General features: G+C 35.3%; 13 protein-coding genes and 1 pseudogene. 13 read left to right on the forward strand and 1 reads right to left on the reverse strand.

The annotated features are described in order from the left end of the window. Positions 1 to 90 precede the first annotated feature (90 nt). From FYC62_RS01055 to FYC62_RS01115, 13 genes and pseudogenes are all read left to right on the forward strand, one after another. Positions 91 to 1,206 carry a glycoside hydrolase family 43 protein gene (locus FYC62_RS01055; RefSeq protein WP_149073611.1) on the forward strand — a complete coding sequence of 372 codons (1,116 nt, stop codon included), beginning with the start codon at positions 91 to 93 and terminating at the stop codon, positions 1,204 to 1,206. A 45-nt stretch (positions 1,207 to 1,251) separates the two neighbouring features. Then, positions 1,252 to 3,882, forward strand: coding sequence for a glycoside hydrolase family 3 C-terminal domain-containing protein (locus FYC62_RS01060; RefSeq protein ID WP_149073612.1), 2,631 nt, complete (start codon positions 1,252 to 1,254; stop codon positions 3,880 to 3,882). A gap of 64 nt (positions 3,883 to 3,946) precedes the next feature. After that, positions 3,947 to 5,982, forward strand: a pseudogene (locus FYC62_RS01065) (alpha-glucuronidase). Positions 5,983 to 6,050: 68 nt separating this feature from the next. Then, on the forward strand, positions 6,051 to 6,923 hold the full coding sequence (locus tag FYC62_RS01070) for an alpha/beta hydrolase (RefSeq protein ID WP_149073613.1): 873 nt from the start codon (positions 6,051 to 6,053) through the stop codon (positions 6,921 to 6,923). Positions 6,924 to 7,293: 370 nt separating this feature from the next. Then, positions 7,294 to 9,792, forward strand: a complete 2,499-nt coding sequence (locus FYC62_RS01075) for a glycoside hydrolase family 95 protein (protein ID WP_149073614.1) — start codon at positions 7,294 to 7,296, stop codon at positions 9,790 to 9,792. A 33-nt stretch (positions 9,793 to 9,825) separates the two neighbouring features. Beyond that, positions 9,826 to 10,941, forward strand: coding sequence for an alpha/beta hydrolase-fold protein (locus tag FYC62_RS01080; protein WP_149073615.1), 1,116 nt, complete (start codon positions 9,826 to 9,828; stop codon positions 10,939 to 10,941). A gap of 10 nt (positions 10,942 to 10,951) precedes the next feature. Then, the gene (locus tag FYC62_RS01085; RefSeq protein WP_149073616.1) at positions 10,952 to 12,193 is read left to right on the forward strand and encodes a glycosyl hydrolase family 8; all 1,242 of its coding nucleotides are present in this window, start codon (positions 10,952 to 10,954) and stop codon (positions 12,191 to 12,193) included. 21 nt (positions 12,194 to 12,214) lie between these two features. Beyond that, positions 12,215 to 14,635: a glycoside hydrolase family 127 protein gene (locus tag FYC62_RS01090; protein ID WP_149073617.1), complete on the forward strand. Its 2,421-nt coding sequence runs from the start codon at positions 12,215 to 12,217 to the stop codon at positions 14,633 to 14,635. Between the two features lie 34 nt (positions 14,636 to 14,669). Next, positions 14,670 to 16,598 carry a glycoside hydrolase family 97 protein gene (locus FYC62_RS01095; RefSeq protein WP_149075816.1) on the forward strand — a complete coding sequence of 643 codons (1,929 nt, stop codon included), beginning with the start codon at positions 14,670 to 14,672 and terminating at the stop codon, positions 16,596 to 16,598. Between the two features lie 21 nt (positions 16,599 to 16,619). Further along, complete coding sequence (locus FYC62_RS01100; RefSeq protein WP_149073618.1) at positions 16,620 to 17,984, forward strand: glycoside hydrolase family 43 protein; 1,365 nt, start codon at positions 16,620 to 16,622, stop codon at positions 17,982 to 17,984. A 79-nt stretch (positions 17,985 to 18,063) separates the two neighbouring features. Next, complete coding sequence (locus FYC62_RS01105) at positions 18,064 to 18,966, forward strand: glycoside hydrolase family 43 protein (protein ID WP_205943749.1); 903 nt, start codon at positions 18,064 to 18,066, stop codon at positions 18,964 to 18,966. A gap of 6 nt (positions 18,967 to 18,972) precedes the next feature. Next, positions 18,973 to 20,559: a glycoside hydrolase family 43 protein gene (locus FYC62_RS01110; protein ID WP_240534776.1), complete on the forward strand. Its 1,587-nt coding sequence runs from the start codon at positions 18,973 to 18,975 to the stop codon at positions 20,557 to 20,559. Positions 20,560 to 20,573: 14 nt separating this feature from the next. Continuing rightward, on the forward strand, positions 20,574 to 21,914 hold the full coding sequence (locus tag FYC62_RS01115; RefSeq protein ID WP_149073620.1) for a family 43 glycosylhydrolase: 1,341 nt from the start codon (positions 20,574 to 20,576) through the stop codon (positions 21,912 to 21,914). A 295-nt stretch (positions 21,915 to 22,209) separates the two neighbouring features. On the opposite strand, the gene FYC62_RS01120 is transcribed toward FYC62_RS01115, so the two are convergent. Continuing rightward, on the reverse strand, positions 22,210 to 23,058 hold the full coding sequence (locus FYC62_RS01120; protein ID WP_149073621.1) for a sialate O-acetylesterase: 849 nt from the start codon (positions 23,056 to 23,058) through the stop codon (positions 22,210 to 22,212). Positions 23,059 to 23,099: the final 41 nt, after the last annotated feature.

Below are 23,099 nucleotides of genomic sequence, written 5' to 3' on the forward strand. Positions count from 1 at the left end.
AATAACCAACTAAATTATAAAAGCCGAAAGTCAAATTCATAATCCGCCTAATAATTTATTCAATTGTTAGGCAAAATAAAATTCAATTTTATGAAATCTAAATATTTTTTAATTACTGCAATTGCTTGCACAATTTATTCTTGTGGGCAAAAAAACGCCAATGGAAATGCAGATAATGTAGCTGAAAACAGCTTAGTTGATACGCCATCTTTTGCAAATTCAATTTCACAGCCTTTAATTACACAACGTTTTAGTGCCGATCCCTCTGCTCATGTTTTTGATGGAAAAATATTTGTTTATCCCTCTCATGATTATGATGCTGGTGTACCTGAAAATGATAATGGAGATCATTTTGCTATGAAAGACTACTACGTTTATTCAATGGATAGTGTTGGTGGTGATGTTACTGATCACGGAATGGTACTTTCAGTTGAGGATGTGCCCTGGGCAAGTGGCCAACTTTGGGCTCCAGACATCGCTTATAAAAATGGCAAGTATTATTTTTATTTCCCTGCTCGAGACAAAGAGGGCATATTTAGAATCGGTGTTGCAGAAGGTAGTAAGCCTCAGGGGCCTTTTAAAGCAAACCCACAATATATCAAAAATAGTTTCAGTATAGATCCTGCAGTATTTACCGATACAGATGGAAAATCATATATGTATTTTGGCGGTATTTGGGGTGGACAATTGCAAAAATGGGCAACTGGGACATTTGATGCAAATGCATCTGCAACTGATTTAGAAAAAGACAATCAGCCAGCTTTGGCACCAAAAATTGCTAGGCTAGCAGATAATATGACAGAGTTTGCCGAGCTACCAAAAGATGTTAAAATTGTAGATGAGAATGGTAAAGAGTTTTTGGGGGGTGACCATGAAAAACGCTTTTTCGAAGCTTCTTGGATGCATAAATACAATGGTAAATATTACTTTTCTTATTCAACAGGAGATACTCATTTATTATGTTATGCTATTGGTGATAACCCATACGGACCATTTACCTATCAGGGTGTGATTATGAGACCAGTTATTGGTTGGACAACTCACCATTCTATAGTTAATTTTAAAAATAAATGGTTTTTGTTTTACCACGACACCCAAATATCTAAAGGTAAAACGCACCTTAGAAATGTGAAAGTAACGGAATTAAAATATGATAAAGAAGGAAAAATTTTAGAAATCGATCCGTATGCAGCTGCTACTAAATAATAAATAAGGCTGTACATTTTAATTATTTTATTCAATTATTATTTAATGAAAAAGAATATTTTTTTGTTTACCGTTACTGTTATAGTGGCTTTTTGTGCTCCTCATTCATCAAAAGCACAAAACACAGTTTTTCCTTATCAAAATTATAGTCTTACGTTTGAGGAGAGAGTTGCTGACCTAGTTTCTAGGATGACTTTAGAAGAAAAAGTATCGCAAATGTTAAACTCTTCACCTGCAATTCCTCGTTTACAAATACCTGCTTACGATTGGTGGAACGAAACTTTACATGGAGTTGCTCGTACGCCGTTTAGGGTAACCGTTTATCCACAAGCTATTGCTATGGCAGCAACTTTTGATAGCACTTCTTTATTTAAGATGGCTCATTATTCGGCTTTAGAAGGCCGGGCTATTTATAACAAAGCGGTAGAAACTGAAAGAACAAACGAAAGATATTTAGGCTTGACGTATTGGACACCAAATATTAATATTTTTAGGGATCCACGGTGGGGAAGAGGGCAAGAAACATATGGTGAAGATCCTTTTTTAACTTCTATGCTTGGCGATGCTTTCGTAAGAGGATTACAAGGAAATGATTCTAAGTATTTGCTAGCGGCTGCTTGCGCAAAACATTATGCAGTACATAGCGGTCCAGAACCTTCTCGCCATGTTTTTGATGTTGATGTTAACGCTTATGACTTATGGGACACCTACTTACCCGCTTTTAAAAAGTTAGTGGTAGATTCTAAAGTAGCTGGTGTAATGTGTGCTTATAACGCTTTTAGAACACAACCTTGTTGTGCAAGCGATATTTTAATGACAGATATTCTTAGAAATCAGTGGGGATTTAAAGGTTATGTAACTTCGGATTGCTGGGCAATTGATGATTTTTTTAAAAATCATAAAACACATCCAAATGCTGCAAGTGCCTCCGCAGATGCTGTTTTTCATGGAACAGATTTAGATTGTGGAACCGAGGCTTACAAAGCTTTAGTTACGGCTGTAAAAGAAGGATTAATTAAAGAAAATCAGATAGATGTTTCTGTAGAACGTTTATTCATGATTCGTTTTAGATTAGGAATGTTCGATCCACCTGCGTTAGTTAAGTATGCACAAATGCCAATCTCAAAATTAGAAGCTCCTGAGCATAAAGCTCATGCTTTAAAAATGGCTCAACAATCTATAGTTTTATTAAAAAATCAAAATAAAGTTTTACCATTAAGCAAAAGCTTAAAAAAGATTGTGGTTTTAGGTCCAAACGCTGATAACTCCATCTCTATTTTAGGAAATTACAATGGTATACCTACTAAATTAACAACCATTTTACAAGGTATTAAAGATAAAGTAGGAAAAGATACTGAAATAGTTTATGAGAAAGCAGTAAATTTTACTAATGATACTTTGTTAGTTTACAGAGATTTAAGCAGGTTTTATTCTTTCGAAAATACATCAGGTTTTAAAGCCGAGTATTTTAATAATAAAGAGTTAAATGGTAATCCAGTTATCTCAAAAAGAGAAAAAGATTTAAATCACCTTTGGCAAGAAGGCGAGAAAATTGAAGGCGTATTAAATGCGAATAATTTTTCTGCTCGTTATGTGACTGATTTTAAAGCTGAAAAATCAGAAAGTTTAACTTTTGAATTGGAAGCAGATGATGGTTATCGTTTTTACATTAATAATAAGCTATTAATAAATGCTTGGACCAGAAACAGATGGGGTGCTAAAACTTTAAAGTTTGATGTTAAAAAAGACTCTACTTATGCTTTAAAAGTAGAATATTGGCAAGGCGAAGGTAAGGGAAATGTAAGATTAAGCGTTGGCGATTACCAGCGTACAGATTTTAACGCACTAATACAAAGAACTAGCGATGCCGATGTTTATATTTTTGTTGGTGGAATCTCTCCGCAATTAGAAGGCGAAGAAATGACGGTGAATTATCCAGGGTTTTTAGGTGGCGATAGAACATCTATCATGTTACCCAAAGTACAAACTGATTTAATGAAGGCAATCAACCAAACAGGGAAACCATTGGTTTTTGTAATGATGACCGGAAGTGCTATTGCTACACCTTGGGAATCTGAAAATGTACCTGCTATTGTTAACGCTTGGTATGGTGGTCAGGCTGCTGGTGAAGCTTTATCTGATGTGATTTTTGGAGATTATAATCCTGCTGGAAGATTACCAATAACTTTTTATAAAAGTGATGCTGATTTAGCCTCATTTGAAGATTATGGAATGGCTAATCGTACTTATCGTTATTTTAAAGGAACTCCTTTATATGGTTTCGGATATGGTTTAAGCTATACCAATTTTAAATATAGTGGTTTAAAAATCAGTAAAAATACTGATGATGCTGGCCTGTTAAATATTTCAGTGAAGATAAAAAATACAGGCGCTTTAGCAGGAGAGGAGGTTCCGCAATTGTATTTAATGAATCAAAATAGCGAAATAAAAACGGCTCTTAAATCTTTAAAAGGTTTCAAAAGAATATCTTTAAAATCCGGCGAAACAAAAAGAGTAAGCTTTACCCTAACCCCTCAAGATTTATCTTATGTTGATGAATCGGGCGAATCGAAGCCGTTAAACGGGAGTTTAAATTTGTTTGTAGGTGGCTCGCAGCCTGATGAGAAAAACGAGACCACAAGTAATACAGTTAAAAAGACTTTAAACATCAGATAATTTAAATCGAAATATGAAAAAAATTATTTGTCTGTTTTTAAGCATTCTTTTAAACCATCATTTAATGGCCGATGATGCCCATCAATTATGGTTAAAATCAAAGCCTGCTAAGTCAGTTACTGTAATATCATCTAAAAGATCTGAGCTCATTAATAAAGCTATTGAGGAATTAAAAAATGGTTGGCAAAGTGAGTCAAATTCTAAAATCGAATTGATTATAAAGAAAAATTCAGAGATAAAAAAAGATGGTTTTAAGCTAACCGAAAGCAGCATTGAAGCCAATTCAGAAATTGGTTTATTATATGGTACTTTTGAATTATTACGTCAGCAAAACTCGCAAAAAAATGTTAATTACAAGGTTTATAATCCATCCTACCAAAATCGAATTTTAAACCATTGGGATAATTTAGATGGTTCTGTTGAGCGTGGTTATGCTGGGAATTCCATTTTTTGGAAGGGCGATGCAAATGTCACTATCACCCAAAATGACCTTAAAAGATGGCAAGAATATGCTAGAGCAAATGCTTCTGTAGGCATTAACGGAGCAGTATTAAATAATGTAAATGCTTCTCCAAAAATACTTTCTAAGCAAAATCTGCTGCGTTTTAAAGCTATAGCTGATGAATTAAGAGCTTACGGAATTACTACTTATTTATCAGTCAATTTTTCTTCACCAGCTAGTTTGGGAGGTTTAGAGACATCAGACCCGTTAAATCCGAAAGTTAAAGCTTGGTGGGTAGCAAAAGCTAAAGAAATTTATGGCTTAGTACCAGATTTTGGAGGTTTTTTGGTAAAAGCAAATAGCGAAGGGCAGCCTGGTCCTCAAGATTTTGGACGTACACATGCTGATGGTGCTAACATGATGGCCGATGCTTTAAAACCTTATGGTGGAATCGTAATGTGGAGAGCTTTCGTTTACAGTCCATCAGATAAAGAAGATCGGGCAAAACAAGCTTACAATGAGTTTATGCCCTTTGATGGAAAGTTTAACGATAATGTGATTGTTCAGGTAAAAAACGGACCAATAGATTTTCAACCTCGCGAACCATTTAGTCCGCTTTTTGGGGCAATGAAAAAAACAACAACCATGGTGGAGGTTCAAATTACCCAGGAATATTTAGGCCATGCTAATCAATTGGCTTTTTTGGCACCCATGTGGGAGGAATTTTTAAAATCTGATACTTACCAAGCCGGCAAAAATAGTACTGTTGCAAAAACTACCGATGGCAGTATTTTTAACCAAAAATACTCAGCAATTGCAGGCGTAGCAAATATTGGTTTAGCTAATAATTGGTGTGGATACAACTTTGGTCAGGCAAATTGGTTTGCATTTGGGCGCTTAGCTTGGGACAATACCTTAAGCAGTGAAAAGATTGCAGAAGAATGGATTAAATTAACTTTTGAGCCTCAGAATCTAATAAAAAGTAATGCCGAATGGGATTCTCAATTTTTAAATCCCGTAAAGCAAATGATGTTGGATAGCTGGGAAACAGTTATTAATTATTCTATGCCTTTGGGTTTACATCATATTTTTTCTGCTCATCATCATTTTGGTCCTGGGCCATGGTGGGCACCAAAAGACGCTCGTCCAGATTGGACACCTCCTTATTATCATCAAGCAGATAATTTTGGTATTGGATTTAACCGAACAATAAGTGGAAGTGATGCCGTTAATCAATATCACGAACCCTTAGCTTCAACACTAAGTAATTTAAGCACCTGCCCCGAAAAATATTTGCTTTGGTTCCATCATGTATCATGGAAACATCAAATGAATAGTGGAAGAACCCTGTGGGACGAACTTTGCTACCGTTATGATAGTGGGGTAAATGAAGTGAGAAACTTCCAAAAAAATGGGATAAAGTCAATCAGTATGTTGATAAACAGTGTTTTACAGAGATGCAAAATATATTAAAGCAACAAGCTTTTGATGCACAAGTTTACAAAGATGCCTGTTTATTATACTTTCAACAGTTTAGTAAAATGCCAATTCCTTATGAGTTAGAAAGACCAATTTATCAATTGGAATATTTACAAAATGTAGACCCTCGTTTAATTTATCAAGGTGGGTCAAATTATAAATCAATCGAAAAAAGATGATTTTTTTAATACTGTCTGACTAAATATCGATAGGAGCAAAAACCTAAATCATATCAAAACTTAAAACAATGAAAAAATACTACTTCTTTTTATTCATTCTTTACATTACAGTTTTAGAAACTAAAGCACAAGAAATTATTAGTCCTGCATCTGAGGGGTTTGATATTCCTCAAAATAATCAAGCAAAGGGTAAAGTGGATACTATCTTTTATCTATCTACAACAGTTGGGACAACCAGAAAGGCAAGTATTTATACTCCTCCAGGTTATAATAAGAATAAGAAGTACCCGGTGTTATATCTTTTACACGGGATAGGTGGTGATGAAAAAGAGTGGTTAAAGCAAGGTAATCCGCAAGTAATTTTAGATAATTTATATGCTTTAAATAAGGTAGAACCTATGATTGTGGTGATGCCAAATGGCAGAGCCATGAAAGATGACAGAGCCATAGGTAACATTATGGAGAAAGAGAAAGTAGATGCTTTTGCCACTTTTGAAAAAGATTTGTTAAACGATTTGATTCCATTTATTGAGAAAAATTATAAGGTTTACACAGATAGAGCACACAGAGCTTTGGCTGGCTTATCTATGGGTGGAGGTCAATCTTTAAATTTTGGTTTGGGCAATCTAGATCGATTTGCTTGGATAGGAGGTTTTTCATCAGCACCAAATACAAAACAGCCTTCAGAACTTGTTCCTGATTCCAAAAAGGCAATAAAAATGTTGAAATTATTATGGATTTCTTGCGGGGATAACGATGGTTTGTTAAGAATTAGTAAACGCACTCATGATTATTTAACGGAAAAAAGTGTTCCTCATATTTATTACATCGAGCCAGGTGGGCATGATTTTAAAGTATGGAAAAACGATTTATATATGTTTTCTCAACTCATTTTTAAACCAGTGGATCAAAGTTTATTCTCAAAGTATTTAATAAAGTAAAGTTTATCGATTTAAATTTAGAGTAAGGGAAAAATATAGTTTCATTGCGTATTCCAAATGCTCAAAGTTTTTTAAAACATAAATAAATATTACCCACGTTTTAATAACCTAAAAAAATCTAAACGCCATTTTAAAATAACAAATAACCCATAACCCTTTATAAATCCTTTTTATTGAACATTTCTATCGGTATCGTGAACATATGTTCTAGTGTTAGGTAGCTTTTGTGGCTATTTTTGAAATACAATTATAAAATGTTTAAACTTTTATCAAGGTTTTATTTAATGCAATAAACTTCATGTTTTCTATTCGAAGACTATTGTTAATAGTTAAAAATTAAAGCCCTAAAGATATTATCCAACATATTAGGATGAATTGTAAACTCAACTACCATACACTAAAATTAATTTTAACTACTGTGTTTTTTGGAGTTTACAACCTTTATGCTCAAAATAAAAGCGATAATTATTCTTTAAAATTATGGTATAATCAGCCCTCAGGTAAAGTTTGGGAAAATGCTTTGCCGGTAGGGAATGGGTTTTTAGGAGCCATGGTTTATGGTAATGTAGTTGATGAAACCATCCAATTAAACGAGAATACCGTTTGGAGCGGTAGCCCCAATAGAAATGATAACCCAATGTTGTTAGATTCTTTGGCACTGATAAGAAAATTAATTTTTGATGGAAAACGTAAACAAGCAGAAGTATTAGCTAACAAGGCAATGATCAGTAAAAAATCTCAAGGACAAGCTTTTCAGCCTGTAGGCGAATTAAACTTGAAATTTGAAGGTCATCAAGATTATAAAAATTTCACCCGTTCACTCGATATTTCTAAAGCAATAAGTATCACTACTTACACTGTAGACGATGTTACTTATACCCGAGAGGTTATTGCTTCTTTTGTTGATAGAGCTATCATTCTTCGTATCACAGCAAATAAAGCTAAAAGTATTTCTTTTACTGCTGCATACACTTCGGTACAGCCAAAAGCGGTATTTAATACCAATTCTAATAATCAATTATTGATTGAGGGCACTACAACCGATCATGAAGGAGTAAAAGGAGGAGTTCGTTTTTGTGGAGTTTCTTTAATTAAAAGTATTGGTGGGAATGTATCAGCAACAGAGAAAAGTATTTTAGTAAGTAATGCCGATGAAGCTACTATCTACATCTCTATAGCTACAAATTTTAATAATTATAACGATTTAAGCGGAAATGAAGTTGAAAGAGCTCATCAATATCTAAACCAAGTTTCGGTAAAATCATTCGATACTATCTTAAAGGCTCACGTTCCGGAATATCAAAGATATTTTAATCGGGTTAAACTAAATTTAGGCACATCAGAAGCAGGTAAATTACCTACAAACGAACGTTTAAAAAACTTTAACTCCACTTTTGATCCCGAATTGGTTTCATTGTATTATCAATACGGCAGGTATTTACTTATATCCTCTTCTCAACCGGGCGGACAACCGGCAAACCTACAGGGAATTTGGAATAACAAGCTTTATCCGCCTTGGGATAGTAAATATACTATCAATATTAATGCAGAGATGAATTATTGGCCTGCCGAGAAAACCAATCTTTCAGAGCTTCATACTCCTTTTTTAGAAATGGTGAAAGAGCTTTCAATCACAGGAAAACAAACTGCAAAAAGCATGTACGGGGCTAGAGGATGGATGGCACATCACAACACCGATATTTGGCGTAGTACTGGTGCTGTTGATGGCGCTTTTTGGGGCGCTTGGAACCAAGGTGGCGGATGGACAAGTCAGCATTTGTGGGAACATTTTTTATATACTGGCGACACCAAATATCTTGCTTCTGTTTATGATGCTATTAAGTGTGCAGCATTGTTTTATGTGGATTTTTTGATTGAGCATCCCGAGAATAAATATTTGGTAATTAACCCAGATAGCTCGCCAGAAAATGCGCCAGAAGCGCACCAAGGTTCTTCTATAGACGTGGGTACAACCATGACTAATCAAATAACTTTTGATGTTTTTAGTACCACAATTAAAGCTGCTCAAATTCTTAAAAAAGACAAACAATTTATTGATACTTTAAAACAAATGCGTAGCCGTTTAGCGCCTATGCAGATTGGGAAATTTAGTCAGCTGCAAGAGTGGTTAGATGATGTAGATAGCCCAAACGATCAGCATCGCCACATTTCTCACTTATATGGCTTGTTCCCATCAAATCAAATTTCTCCTTATCGTACACCTAAATTGTATAGTGCAGCAAAAAATACTTTGCTGCAACGCGGTGATGTTTCTACAGGATGGAGCATGGGCTGGAAAGTAAATTGGTGGGCAAAAATGTTAGATGGCAATCATGCTTATAAATTGATTAAAGACCAATTAACACCTGTAGGAACTATTGCAGGTGGAGGTGGAACTTACAATAATCTTTTTGATGCACATCCGCCCTTCCAAATTGATGGAAATTTTGGTTGTACCTCTGGAATTACCGAAATGTTGATGCAAAGTGCTGATGGAACATTACACTTGTTACCTGCTTTACCTGATGTTTGGCTAGCTTATGGAAGTGTAGCCGGATTAAAAGCTAGAGGTGGTTTCGAAATAACCGCAATGGAATGGAAAGATGGGAAATTGATGAACGCTATTATAAAATCAGATTTGGGTGGCAATTTAAGATTGAGGTTGCCTAATCAAATGAAATTATCTAATGGGAAAAAGATAAATAAAGCTACTGGAGATAATGATAATCCATTTTATCAAACTGAAAATATAGCCGAACCGCTTGTTTCTGAAAAGGCCATCATTACACCACCTCAGTTAAAAGCTACTTTATTATATGATATTAAAACCAAAAAAGGTAGTTTTTACCATCTAGTTTTAGCAGAATAATGAAATATTAAATTAACCAAACCAATTAAACAAATGAAAAATAAAATTATCGCATTACTAACACTCTTATGGTTAAGTGTTGTTTGCTGTTTTGCTCAATCAAACACTATTAAAGATGATTTTAAACCTTCTACTTTGAACCAGCCGGGGCAAGAATTTCCGCAAGTTAATTCTCAAGGTTATGTGAAGTTTAAAATTTTTGCGCCAAAGGCTGATAGTGTAAAGGTGAGTTTAGGTTTGGGTGGCAGAGGAGGAACTATACTTTCTAAAGCTGCAGATGGATTTTGGTACGGCACAACAGAAGGTCCCATGGATGAAGGTTTTCATTACTATCACTTAACTGTAGATGGAGGAATTTTTAACGACCCAGGAGCTTTAAATTATTATGGCTCAGTAAGGTGGGAGAGTGGTATTGAAATTCCAGCTCACGATCAAGATTTTTATGCTTTAAAAAATGTTCCTCATGGTAAGGTAGAACGTATTTTATTCCCTTCAAAAAGTAAAAACACCTCGCTTCCTGCTTTTGTGTACACCCCGCCGGGCTACAGCCAAAATCAGTCGGTTCGTTACCCAGTTCTTTACTTACAACACGGATGGGGCGAAGATGAAACCGCTTGGGCAAATCAAGGAAAAGCCAATTTGATTATGGATAATCTCATTGCCGAAGGCAAAACTAAACCTTTTATTATTGTGATGACTTACGGAATGACTAATCAGGTGAAATGGGGTAAAATAAGAGATTTTAGCATCGAACCCTTTCAAACTACTTTATTAGATGAACTAATTCCTTACGTTGATACCAATTTTAGAACCATTAATAAATCATCAGGCAGAGCGATGGCAGGTTTATCGATGGGAGGGATGGAAACTCGCACCATTTCAATAAACAAACCTGATGTTTTTGAATATTACGGATTGTTTAGTGGAGGCGTTTTCGCCCCCGAGGAGCTTAAAAATAAGGATAAAGTGAAGCTTGTTTTCATGAGTAGTGGAAGCAAAGAATATCCCGATAGGGTTAAAACCGCAGCAGCAAAGCTGAATGAAGCGGGAATAAAATCGGTAGCTTATGTGTCTGAAAATACCGCCCACGAGTTTTTAACTTGGAGAAGAAGTTTGCGTGAGTTTGCCCCATTATTGTTTAATAATTAACTTTCAAGAGATGAATAGACTGAACAAACAGATTATCGCTTTCTTAATTTTATCTTCAATTGCGTCACTTGGTTTTGGGCAAAACACCAAAATCGTTTATCCAAACTTTTTAAAAGAAGCAGGTTATAAGCAAAAGGAAATAGATCAGAAACTAGCAAAAGTTTATTTCGATTTATTTGAGGGGCCGAACAAAATTTATTTTGAGGTTGAAGATTCTATGGCTTATGTATCGGACTTAAAAAATAACGATGCCCGAACTGAAGGATTGTCGTACGGAATGATGGTAGCTGTACAACTAGATAAAAAGGAGGTTTTCGATAAAATTTGGCGATGGTCTAAAAAATATATTCAACATCAGGATGGTCCTCGTAAAGGGTATTTTGCTTGGAGCATCAACCCTAAAACCATGAAGAAAAATTCCCAAGGTTCAGCTTCTGATGGGGAATTATTTTACGTAACCAGCTTGCTTTTTGCAGCCAATAAATGGGGAAATAGTACCGGAATAAATTATTATCAAGAAGCCAGAAACATTTTGGATGCCATGTGGGCAAAGGATGGAACTGGCAATATTTATCACATTTTTAATATAAAAAACAAGCAAATTTCTTTTGTGCCTGAGGGCGATGGGTACAATTGGACAGACCCTTCTTATCACGTTCCTGCGTTTTTAGAGGCTTGGGCAATGTATGCCAATGATGGGCATGAGCAATTTTATAAAGATTGTGCCGATACCTCAAGAGTGTTTTTGCAACGAGCTTGCAACCCTGTTACAGGTTTAAATTACGATTATACCGAGTTTTCTGGTACGCCACGTACCACTAGATGGGCTCCGCCAGCTTTCAGATACGACTCGTGGCGAGTACCTATGAATATTGCAATGGATTATATCTGGTTTGGAAAAGATAAAGAATGGCAAAAAAAATACGCCCAAAACATTCAAGATTTTATGCGTAGCAGAGGTATCAATAATTTTGAAGATCAGTTTAACCCAGAAGGTACCTTACCCGAATTTATTTTACAGGCCGGAGGATATAAAAAACTTCGCCATTCCATTGGTTTGGTTGCCACAATAGCCACTACCGAAATGATTTTCAATAAAAACAAAAAATTTGATTTTGTAAACGAATTAATGGGGCAAAAACTCGAGCCTTATGCCGATGGTTATTTTGATCCTTATTACGATGGTTTAATGTATCTATTCAGCTTAATGCACTTAAGCGGAAAATATCAATTAATAAAGCCTCAAATCTAACCCCAAAAAAATAAATACAAGATGATTAAGGTTTTAAACTTCTTCAATTCAAACAAAATAAAAGTAAGAATAGCAGCCTTTTTATGCGTTTTGGCTTCTATTAATAATCAAAGCAAAGCACAAGAAAATCTTTATCCTAACACTTTTCCTTTAGAAGACGTTGTTTTACTAAACGGACCTTTTTTAAATGCCCGAGACTTAAATATCAAGGTTTTATTACAATATAATGTTGATAAATTATTAGCGCCTTACCTTAAAGAAGCAGGTTTATCGCCTAAAAACAAAAGCTATAAAAATTGGGATGGATTAGATGGTCATGTTGCGGGACACTATCTTACTGCAATGGCTTTAAATTACGCATCAACTAAGAACCAAGAGTGTAAAAAGCGAATGGATGATATGGTAAACGAGCTTAAATCTTGTCAAGATGCAAATACGAAAAACTATCCCGATTGGGCAATTGGCTATGTAGGCGGTGTACCCAATAGCAAAGCAATTTGGAGTACGCTACAAAATGGAGATTTTAAAGCTTACCATGCTACTTGGGTGCCTTGGTATAATGCACATAAAATGTACGCAGGTTTACGTGACGCTTGGCTATATGGCAAAAATGAAGAGGCAAAAGATTTATTTTTGAAATTTTGCGATTGGGGAATTGCCATCACTTCAAAACTATCCGAAAAGCAATTTCAATCGATGTTAGACACTGAGTATGGTGGAATGAACGAAGTTTTTGCCGATGCATATCAAATGACGGGTCTGTTAAAATATTTAGAAGCCGCTAAAAAATTCTCTCATCAGTCGCTTTTAAATCCATTAGCTAAAGGGATAGATAATTTAAACAATAAACATGCTAATACCCAAGTGCCAAAAGCTATAGGTTTTCAACGAATTGGAGAACTAAGTAAAGATGAAAACTATCTAAAAGCAGGTAGTTTTTTTTGGGAAACCGTAGCATTTAATCGTAGCTTATCTTTTGGTGGTAACAGCCGACGAGAATTTTTCCCTAGCGCTTCCTCAGCCACTGATTTTATTAATGATGTAGAAGGACCCGAGTCTTGCAACACTTACAATATGCTTAAATTGACTCAGAATTTATTCAGAGTGAATCCTTCGGCTAAGTATATCGATTTTTACGAAAAAGCTCTTTATAATCACATTTTATCAACTCAACATCCAAGCCACGGTGGCTATGTATATTTTACGCCAGCTCGTCCTCGTCATTACAGGGTTTACTCGGCACCAAATGAAGGAATGTGGTGCTGCGTAGGAAGCGGAATGGAAAATCATGGGAAGTATAACGAGTTTATTTATACCCATCAAAATGACTCACTTTATTTGAATTTATTTGTTGCATCGGAGCTAAATTGGAAACAAAAAGGCGTTAAATTAAAGCAGGAAACTAATTTTCCTGAAGTTGATTTTACCAAATTGACTATTACCGAAGGGAACGCAAATTTCAATCTGATGGTTCGTAATCCATCGTGGGTAAAAAAAGAAGCTTTAAAAATTTTAGTAAACGGCAAATTGGTAGCTGCCGAGCCTAATGAATTATCCTATGTAACCATTAATCGTAAATGGAAAAAAGGCGATGTCATTACCATTAATTTACCTATGCATACTTGGCTTTCGCCAATTCCAAATGTTCCCGAATATGCATCCATTATGCATGGACCAATTTTACTTGCTGCCAAAACCGGAACGGAAGATTTAAACGGATTAATTGCCGGCGATAGCCGATGGGGACATATTGCTAGTGGTAAAAAACTTCCGGTCGATCAAGCTCCAATCATCATCGAGGATAATAAAGAAAATTTAGCGAATAAATTAATGTCGATAAACGGGCAACCCATGAATTTTAGCTTCGCAAGCGCAAAAATAATTAATGCTGAAAAGCAGCTAGTATTACAACCTTTTTACAAAGTTCATGATGCAAGGTACATGATGTATTGGATGACTTTAAGTAATGCTCAATACAGTTCTTATCTAGATTCTTTGGCAAGTGCTGAAAAACAAAAATTGGCTTTACAAGCTCGAACCATAGATTTTGTAGCCCCCGGCGAACAACAACCCGAAGTTGACCATGCGATGTTAAAAGAGAATTCTAAAACTGGTTCTTTTAATGATGAGTTTTGGAGAGACGCTTCAAACCAAGGGTTTTTCAGCTATTTAATGAGTACGCAAGGAAAAACCAATCTTTCATTATATGTGAAATACTGGGGAGCAGAGTGGGGGAACAGAAAATTCGATATTTATATTGATGATGAAAAGCTTGTAACGGTTGATAATACCCAAAAATGGAATCAATCAATGTTTCAAAACGAAGAATACCAAATACCTGAAAGTATGCTAACTGGGAAAAAAGCTATTAGAGTAAAGTTTCAATCGCTACCAGGAAATACCGCTGGGGCTGTTTATTACATCAGACTAACTGAATTATAACATGAAAATTGCTAAAACAACTAAATCATCAATAATGAAACAAAGCTTTTTAATTTGCTGCCTATTACTATTTTATTTTAGCGGAAATTCTCAAACTAAAGATTATCATATTCAAAGTCCAGATAAAAGTATTACAGTAAATTTTTATCCGGCTGCGGCCGAGTACACCATTCAGCATCAAGGCGAAACAGTGCTAACCAATTCTAAATTGGGAATAGTGATGGAAGACCAAGATTTCTCTAAAAATTTAAAACTTACTAAAGTATCCGAACCTAAAATAGTTAACGATAATTATACTTCTTTAAACACAAAAAAGAGAAATATTAACTACCAAGCCACGCAACGCATTTTTGAAACTACCAATGCTAATGGTAAAAAAATGAATATCATTTTTCAAGTTTCTAACGATGGGATTGCTTTTAGGTATCATTTTCCCGAGCAATCTAAAGCAATTAAACGCATTACTTCCGAAGCAACAAGCTTTCATTTTTTTGAAGCAACAAGAGCTTGGTTACAACCTAAAACAGAGGCGCAAACCGGTTTCGAACATACAAACCCTTCTTACGAAGCGCATTACATGATGGATATACCGGTAGGAAAACCTTCAAATAGTACCAATGGATGGATATATCCAGCGCTATTTAAATATAAAAATACTTGGATGTTAATTACTGAAGCGGCCCTAGGAAGAAATTATTGCGGCACTGCATTACGGCAAAACTCACCAAACGGCGAGTATAAAATTAATTTCCCTCAAACACCTGAAAAAATTGAAAATGGAGCTTTAAATCCTGAGTCGGAATTGCCTTGGTTTAGCCCTTGGCGCATTATTGCTATTGGCGATTTAGGTAAAATTATGGAATCTACTTTGGGTACTGATTTAGCCTTACCAGCCATTAAAATGGATCAATCGTTTATAAAACCCGGTAAATCATCATGGAGTTGGGTTTTAGAAAAAGATGGCGCAACCATTTTTCCGGTACAAAAAAAATATATTGATTACGCTGCCGATATGAAATGGCAATATTGCTTAATTGATGCCAATTGGGACCAAACCATTGGTTACGATTCTGTTCAAATTTTGGCCGATTATGCAAAGCAAAAAAATGTAGGTCTGTTATTATGGTACAACTCGGCCGGTAGCTGGAATACCGTAAAATTTACGCCAAAAGATAAAATGTTGACCCACGAAAGTAGGGTAGCCGAGTTTTCTCGACTACAAAAAATGGGAATTAAAGGAGTTAAAATTGATTTTTTTGGTGGGGATGGCCAGTCGATGATTAATTATTATCAAGATATTTTAGAAGATGCTGCTCAATACCAAATACTAGTTAATTTTCATGGCGCAACTTTACCACGCGGCTGGCAGCGTACTTATCCAAATTTGATGACAGCCGAGGCAGTTTTTGGGTACGAGATGATCACTTTTGGGCAAGATGCAGCAAATAAAGCGCCTGCACACTCGGTAATGAGTGCTATGGTTCGTAATGTTTACGACCCAATGGATTTTACCCCTATGGTATTGGATAAAATCCCAAATATTAAAAGAATTTCTACGCCAGCATTTGAACTGGCTACTGCGGTGGTATTTTTATCTGGCATTCAGCACTATGCAGAAACACCAAAAGGTATGGCTAAAATGCCCGAATTTGTAAAAGATTTTTTAAGAGAACTCCCTTCAAGCTGGGACGATGTTAAATTTATTGATGGCTATCCAGGAAAACATTACGTGGTTGCCCGAAAAAGTAAAGGTAAATGGTACATCGCCGGAATCAATGGAGAAAACACCACCAAAAAATTAAGTTTGGATTTATCGACACTTTCATTAAATGAGGTAGAATTGATTACCGATTCTGAAAACGAAATTTTTGCCACCCAAAAAATGAATGTTAAAGTCAATCAATTAGACATAGAACTTAAACCAAACGGTGGGTTTATCCTAGTTCAGAAGAGCGAAAAATAATTAATTGTAAAAATATTAAGAATGAATTTTAGCGTAGTTAAAGTGTTTGCATTGAGTTTGTTTTTAACCACAGGTTTAGTTGCTTTTGCACAAAATCCAATTGTACAAACGCAGTACACTGCCGACCCTGCTCCAATGGTTTACAACGGTAAAGTGTATTTATATACCAGTCATGATGAGGATAACTCAACTTGGTTTGTAATGAACGATTGGAAATTATACACCACCGAGGATATGGTAAATTGGACCGACCACGGCGCTGTGGCATCATACAAGGTTTTTTCGTGGGCCAAAGGCGATGCTTGGGCAATTCAGTGTATCGAAAGAAACGGTAAATTTTATTTATATGCGCCAGTTACTTCCAAAGAGAATAATCAGCCTGCAATTGGAGTAGCCGTTTCTGATAGTCCTTTTGGGCCATTTATCGATCCCTTAGGGAAACCATTAGCACAATTGAATTTTGGAGATATTGATCCAACAGTTTTTATTGATGATGATAAACAAGCCTATTTATACTGGGGGAATCCACTTTTAAAGTATGTTACTTTAAATGAAGATATGATTTCATTTAATGGAGAAATTAACAAAGTCCCGATGGTAGAAGCTTCTTTTGGTAAAAGAGAAGGCAATACCGAGCGACCAACTTTATACGAAGAAGGACCTTGGTTGTACAAAAGAAACGACTTATACTATTTGCTTTGGGCAGGCGGCCCACTTCCCGAGCATATTGGTTATTCTACCAGTAAAAGCCCTTTAGGGCCTTGGAAGTATGAAGGTACAATTATGCCAGCTGAGGGCGGAAGTTTTACCAATCACCCTAGTTTAATCGATTATAAAGGCAAAACTTATTTCTTTTATCATAACGGAGCCTTACCAAAAGGCGGTGGTTTTAATCGTTCGGTGGCGGTAGACGAATTGGAGTTTAATAAAGATGGCACCATTAAACCTTTGAAAATGGGTAATGGCATTCAAAAAAGCTTAGTATCGGTTAATCCATATATCTTAAATCAAGCGGAAACCATTGCGTGGTCAAAAGATTTTAAAGCCTCTCAAAATCAGGAAGTAGGAGTTTTTATTACAGCAAAAAAATCCGGAGCATATTCACAAGTAAAATCAGTTGATTTTGGAAAAGATGGTGCGAAAAAATTTACAGCAAGAGTAGGAACTACGCACAATGCACCAATTAATATGGAAATTAGAATAGATGGTTTAGATGGAAAATTGCTAGGTACTGTAAAGATACCACGTACAGGAGGTAATGATAGATGGAGCTTTGTAAATACGAACGTTACTGATTTAACTAGTGTTCATGATTTATATTTTATTGTAAATGGCAAAGTAGAAACCGATTTAATGTATTTCGATTATTGGAAGTTTACTAAGTAATATAAATATTATGTTAAAACATAGAAAGATTAAACATTTGGCTGTGAATGTGCTCGCAGTTTTTATTAGTACATTTTGTATGGCTCAAAACCCAATTATTAGTCATGTATTCACAGCCGATCCTGCACCAATTGTTTATCGCGATACCGTGTTTTTGTTTACCAGTCATGATACCGCTTCAACATCGGCAACCAATTACAAAATGCCCGATTGGCGTTTGTTTTCTTCTACCGATATGGTGACTTGGAAAGATTACGGCTCAATACTATCCCCAGCTACATTTTCTTGGGCCACAGGCGATGCTTATGCAGCACAATGTATCGAGCGAAATGGAAAGTTTTATTGGTACGTTTCTACATTTCATAAAAAAGATAGCGTAAGTAGTGGGGGTGCTGCAATTGGCGTTGCCGTAGCCGAGCATCCGGCTGGTCCGTATAAAGATTTATTAGGAAAAGCCTTAATTATTAACGAAATGACAACCGATATGAAATATGGATGGGACGATATTGACCCAACAGTGATGATTGATGATAACGGACAAGCTTATATGTTTTGGGGCAATGGAAGTTGTAAATGGGTGAAATTGAAAGAAAATATGATGGAAGTAGATGGACCAATAACCACTTTTAAACCTAAAAATTACATTGAAGGTCCTTGGGTTTACAAGCGTAAAGATTTATACTATTTGGTTTATGCAAGTGCTGGCACTAAGCCTGAAATGATTGAGTATTGCACTTCAAAAAGCATCGAAGGACCATGGGAATACCGAGGAATTATTCAAGAAAATGTGCCCAATAGTTTTACCACTCATCCGGGTATTTTAGATTATAAAGGCAAATCTTATTTCTTTTACCACAACGGAGTTTTACCTACTGGCGGCAGCTATCGTCGCTCAATTTGTATAGATTATATGTATTACAATGAGGATGGTACAATTCGTAAGATTATTCAAACGAAAGAAGGCGTTGCTACGGTTAAATAATTGATAATGATGAAAGTGAAAATCCAAAGTTTGTTTATTTTATGTTTGAGCGTTTTTATTAATCCATTAAACGCACAAGAAAGTGGTAAAGCAAAAAATCCAATCATTTTTGCCGACGTACCCGATGCAAGTATGGTTAGGGTAGGCGATACCTATTACATGAGTAGCACTACCATGCACATGAGTCCGGGTGTGCCAATTATGAAATCTAAGGATTTAGTAAATTGGAAATTAGTGAGTTATGCTTACGATACATTAGCAAATGTTGATGCTATGAATCTAGAAAATGGCAAAAGTACTTACGGTAGAGGGTCGTGGGCGAGCAGTCTTAGGTATCATAATCAAACTTATTATGTTTCTACATTTGCGCAAACCACGGGTTTAACCTACATCTATAGTACCAAAAACATCGAAAAAGGACCATGGAAGAGAATAATATTTAAGCCTAGTTACCACGATAATTCTTTATTTTTTGATGATGATGGAAAGGTGTATCTTTTATATGGAGCCGGAAGAATTCATATTGTTGAGTTGAATGAAGATTTATCAGGTGTAAAAGCGGGCGGTGTTAATCAAGTAATTATTGATAACGCAAGCGCCCCAAGCGATATTCCTGGTAAAAAAGGTGGTTTACCTGCCGAAGGTTGCCAAGTTTTTAAAGTAAATGGTAAATATTATCTATTTAACATTACTTGGCCGCCAAATAGTATGCGTACAGTTGTTATTCACCGAGCCGATAAAATTACTGGACCATGGGAGGGAAAAATTGGGCTTCAAGATTTAGGTGTAGCACAAGGCGGTTTAATTGATATGCCAAACGGCGATTGGTATGCTTATTTGTTTAGAGATTTTGGTGCCGTGGGTCGCATTCCGTATTTAGTACCCGTAAAATGGGAAAATGGCTGGCCAGTACTTGGCGAAAATGGAAAAGTTCCCGTAGCGTTAAACTTACCACCTAACAAAAGTATCATATCTTCTATTGTTACTTCAGATGATTTTAAAAGAAAAGGAAAAGAGCCAGATTTACCTTTAGCTTGGCAATGGAACCATAATCCTGATAACAGTTTATGGTCGGTAAAAACTAGAAAAGGTTACCTCAGATTAACCACAGGGAGAATTGATGGCGACTTTTTAGCCGCCCGAAACTCATTAACCCAGCGAACTTTCGGACCAAAAAGTTCGGCGTACACTTCTTTGGATGTATCTAAAATGAAAGATGGTGATTTTGCTGGTTTGGCTTTATTACAAAAGAATTTTGGACAAGTAGGTGTTAAAGTAAATGGAGCAAACAAGATTATTTTAATGATAAATGCAATTACCGGAATGCCCGAAGAAGTTGCAAATGTTCCATTAAATCAAGAAACGGTATTTTTTAAGGTGCATTGCGATTTTACCAATAGAAAAGACCAAGCTAATTTTTTTTATAGTTTAGATGGTGAAGACTGGAAATCTATTGGTACAACATTAAAAATGACTTATACCATTCCGCACTTTATGGGCTATCATTTTACTTTATTTAATTATGCTACCAAAGAAATTGGGGGCTATGCAGACTTTGATTTTTTCCGTGTAACAGATCATTTTACCGATTAATAAATCACTAAAACATGAATCTTTTAAAATCTTTTACAAAATATTTAATCGTTTTTATTTTTGCAGTTCATACCGCAAATGCTCAAAATCCAATTATTAAGAATCAGTTTACAGCTGATCCAACAGCTCGCGTTTTTGGAGATAAGGTTTATCTATTTCCTTCGCATGATATTTTAGCATCGCCGGGAAAAGGTAGAGAAGGCTGGTTTGTGATGGAAGATTATCATGTTTTTTCTTCTGATAATTTAATAAAATGGAAAGATCATGGTGTAATAGTGACTCAAAACAAGGTACCTTGGGTAAAACCCAATAGTTACAGCATGTGGGCTCCTGATGCTATTGAGCGAAACGGAAAATACTATTTCTATTTTCCATCTACACCAAAAGATACTACAGGAGGCAAAGGTTTCAACATTGGTGTGGCTGTGGCCGATAAACCTGAAGGACCGTACATTTCTCAAGAAAAGCCAATTAAAAATGTTAGAGGAATAGATCCAAATGTTTTTATTGATAAAGACGGACAAGCTTATTTATACTGGTCTGGAGGGAATATTTATGCTGCAAAACTGAAAGAGAATATGTTAGAATTAGATTCAGAACCAGTAATTCTCCAAAATTTACCCACAAAGGGTTTAAAAGAAGGTCCATATCTTTTCGAGCGCAAAGGAATTTATTATTTAACCTATCCACATGTGGAGAATAAAATTGAGCGATTAGAATATGCCGTTGGAGATAATCCTTTAGGTCCGTTTAAATTTACAGGTGTAATTATGGATGAATCGCCTACGGGCTGCTGGACAAACCATCACTCATTTTTAGAATTTAAAAACCAGTGGTATTTATTTTATCACCATAATGATTATTCTCCAAGTTTCGATAAATTAAGATCTACAAGGATAGACAGCTTATTTTTTAATAGCGATGGTACGATACAAAAAGTAATTCCTACTCTAAGAGGAGTGGGTCTAACCAAAGCAACGGATAGTATACACATAGATAGGTATAGCGATATCAGTAAACTAAAAACTGAAGTTTTGTTTTTAGATACAACTAAGAAATTTGAGGGCTGGAAAACCGTTTTTAATGGGCAAAATACATGGATAAAATATAACAGCGTTGATTTTGGCACTTCAAAACCTAAAAGTATTTTAATAAACTATAGGGCGAGTAAGGGTGGGATAATTGAGATAAAAGATGATAGAAACAATATCATTAGCACCATAATCTTAAAAGAAGGCAGCAGTTGGAACGTTATTGAAAAGCCTTTAAAAACTGCAACAATTGGCATTCAGAACTTAATAATTACCAGTAAAAATAATGCTAAGGTTGAGTTAGATTGGATAAGTTTTAGGTAGAATAATATAACAATAGCTGATTTAATAATAGATAGAAACAGCAATTATAAGCTTATAAATACTATTTAAATTAACATGTGTTCTATTATTTTGATTATTAGAAAGCCTTTGGAAGATAAATTTTATCGTTTTTTGAACATAAGGAATCAAAAAAATATTTCCCTCCTTTAAGCTAATAATTGGTTATAAAAGGCAGAAACCTCTCAAGTTTCTGCCTTTAATTAGATTGAAAATGTGTTTGATTTATGTTAATGAGAAAGAGATTAATCCTTATTTCAAAAGAAAAGAATTTTGATTATTCAACTTGTAATCTAATACCTTGGAGCGAAAGCATTTTTTCGGCATAACGAGCACCCAATTTTCTATAACCTGCGGCACTAAAGTGTAAATGATCACTTACAGCTTCACAATCTTTAGAAGATATAATATGTGCATTTTTGATGGTTTGTGGTAGTGTATTGATAATAGGATTCATACTTGCGCAAGCGCCACCTTGCTCTGCACTTACCAGTTCACCAGCTAATAAAGGAGTAGTGCTTTCTTCAAGTTTTAAATCTTTCAATAAGTTATTATAAACCAATTTCACTTTTTTAGTCCATAAGGTATCTCCCGTATTTGATTCTCCTTGATGCATTAAAATACCTTTAATTACCCCACTTTTTTGAGCAATTTTAGCCATATCAACTAATTTTTGGTAAGGATTTCCATCATACTCCTTAACCATATTTTGAAGCCAATTAGGAGATGTACTTACGTAACTTTCAAAATTATCTTTGTTAAAAAGCTCTATTTTACAACCACCAACTGAGACGTTAATAATGCCAACTTTAACATTTTTAGGTAAGTTAGCAACCAATGTGCGTCCAAAATAATCGGCAGGGCTTAAGCCCGTATGGCATCTTGTTAATGGAGGTTTAGCAGTATACCAGTTTCCAATAGTTCTATTTAAATTGGGGCAATTAATAGTCTCCATCACTTTAAAACGTTCGTTAACGTTTACCGTATCTTGAGCTTCAAATTTTGCATGACCTTCCATATTTGATTGTCCAAAACATAAATAAATATGAAAGTTTTTGTCTTGCGCAAAAGCTTTCGTTATTAAAAGAACAGATAAGAATATAATACTTATAATTTTAAATTGCATAGCTTGTTTTAATAATTTAGCAAGATTGTAGGGTTTAATAC

Source organism: Pedobacter aquae (assembly GCF_008195825.1).
Lineage (GTDB): Bacteria > Bacteroidota > Bacteroidia > Sphingobacteriales > Sphingobacteriaceae > Pseudopedobacter > Pseudopedobacter aquae.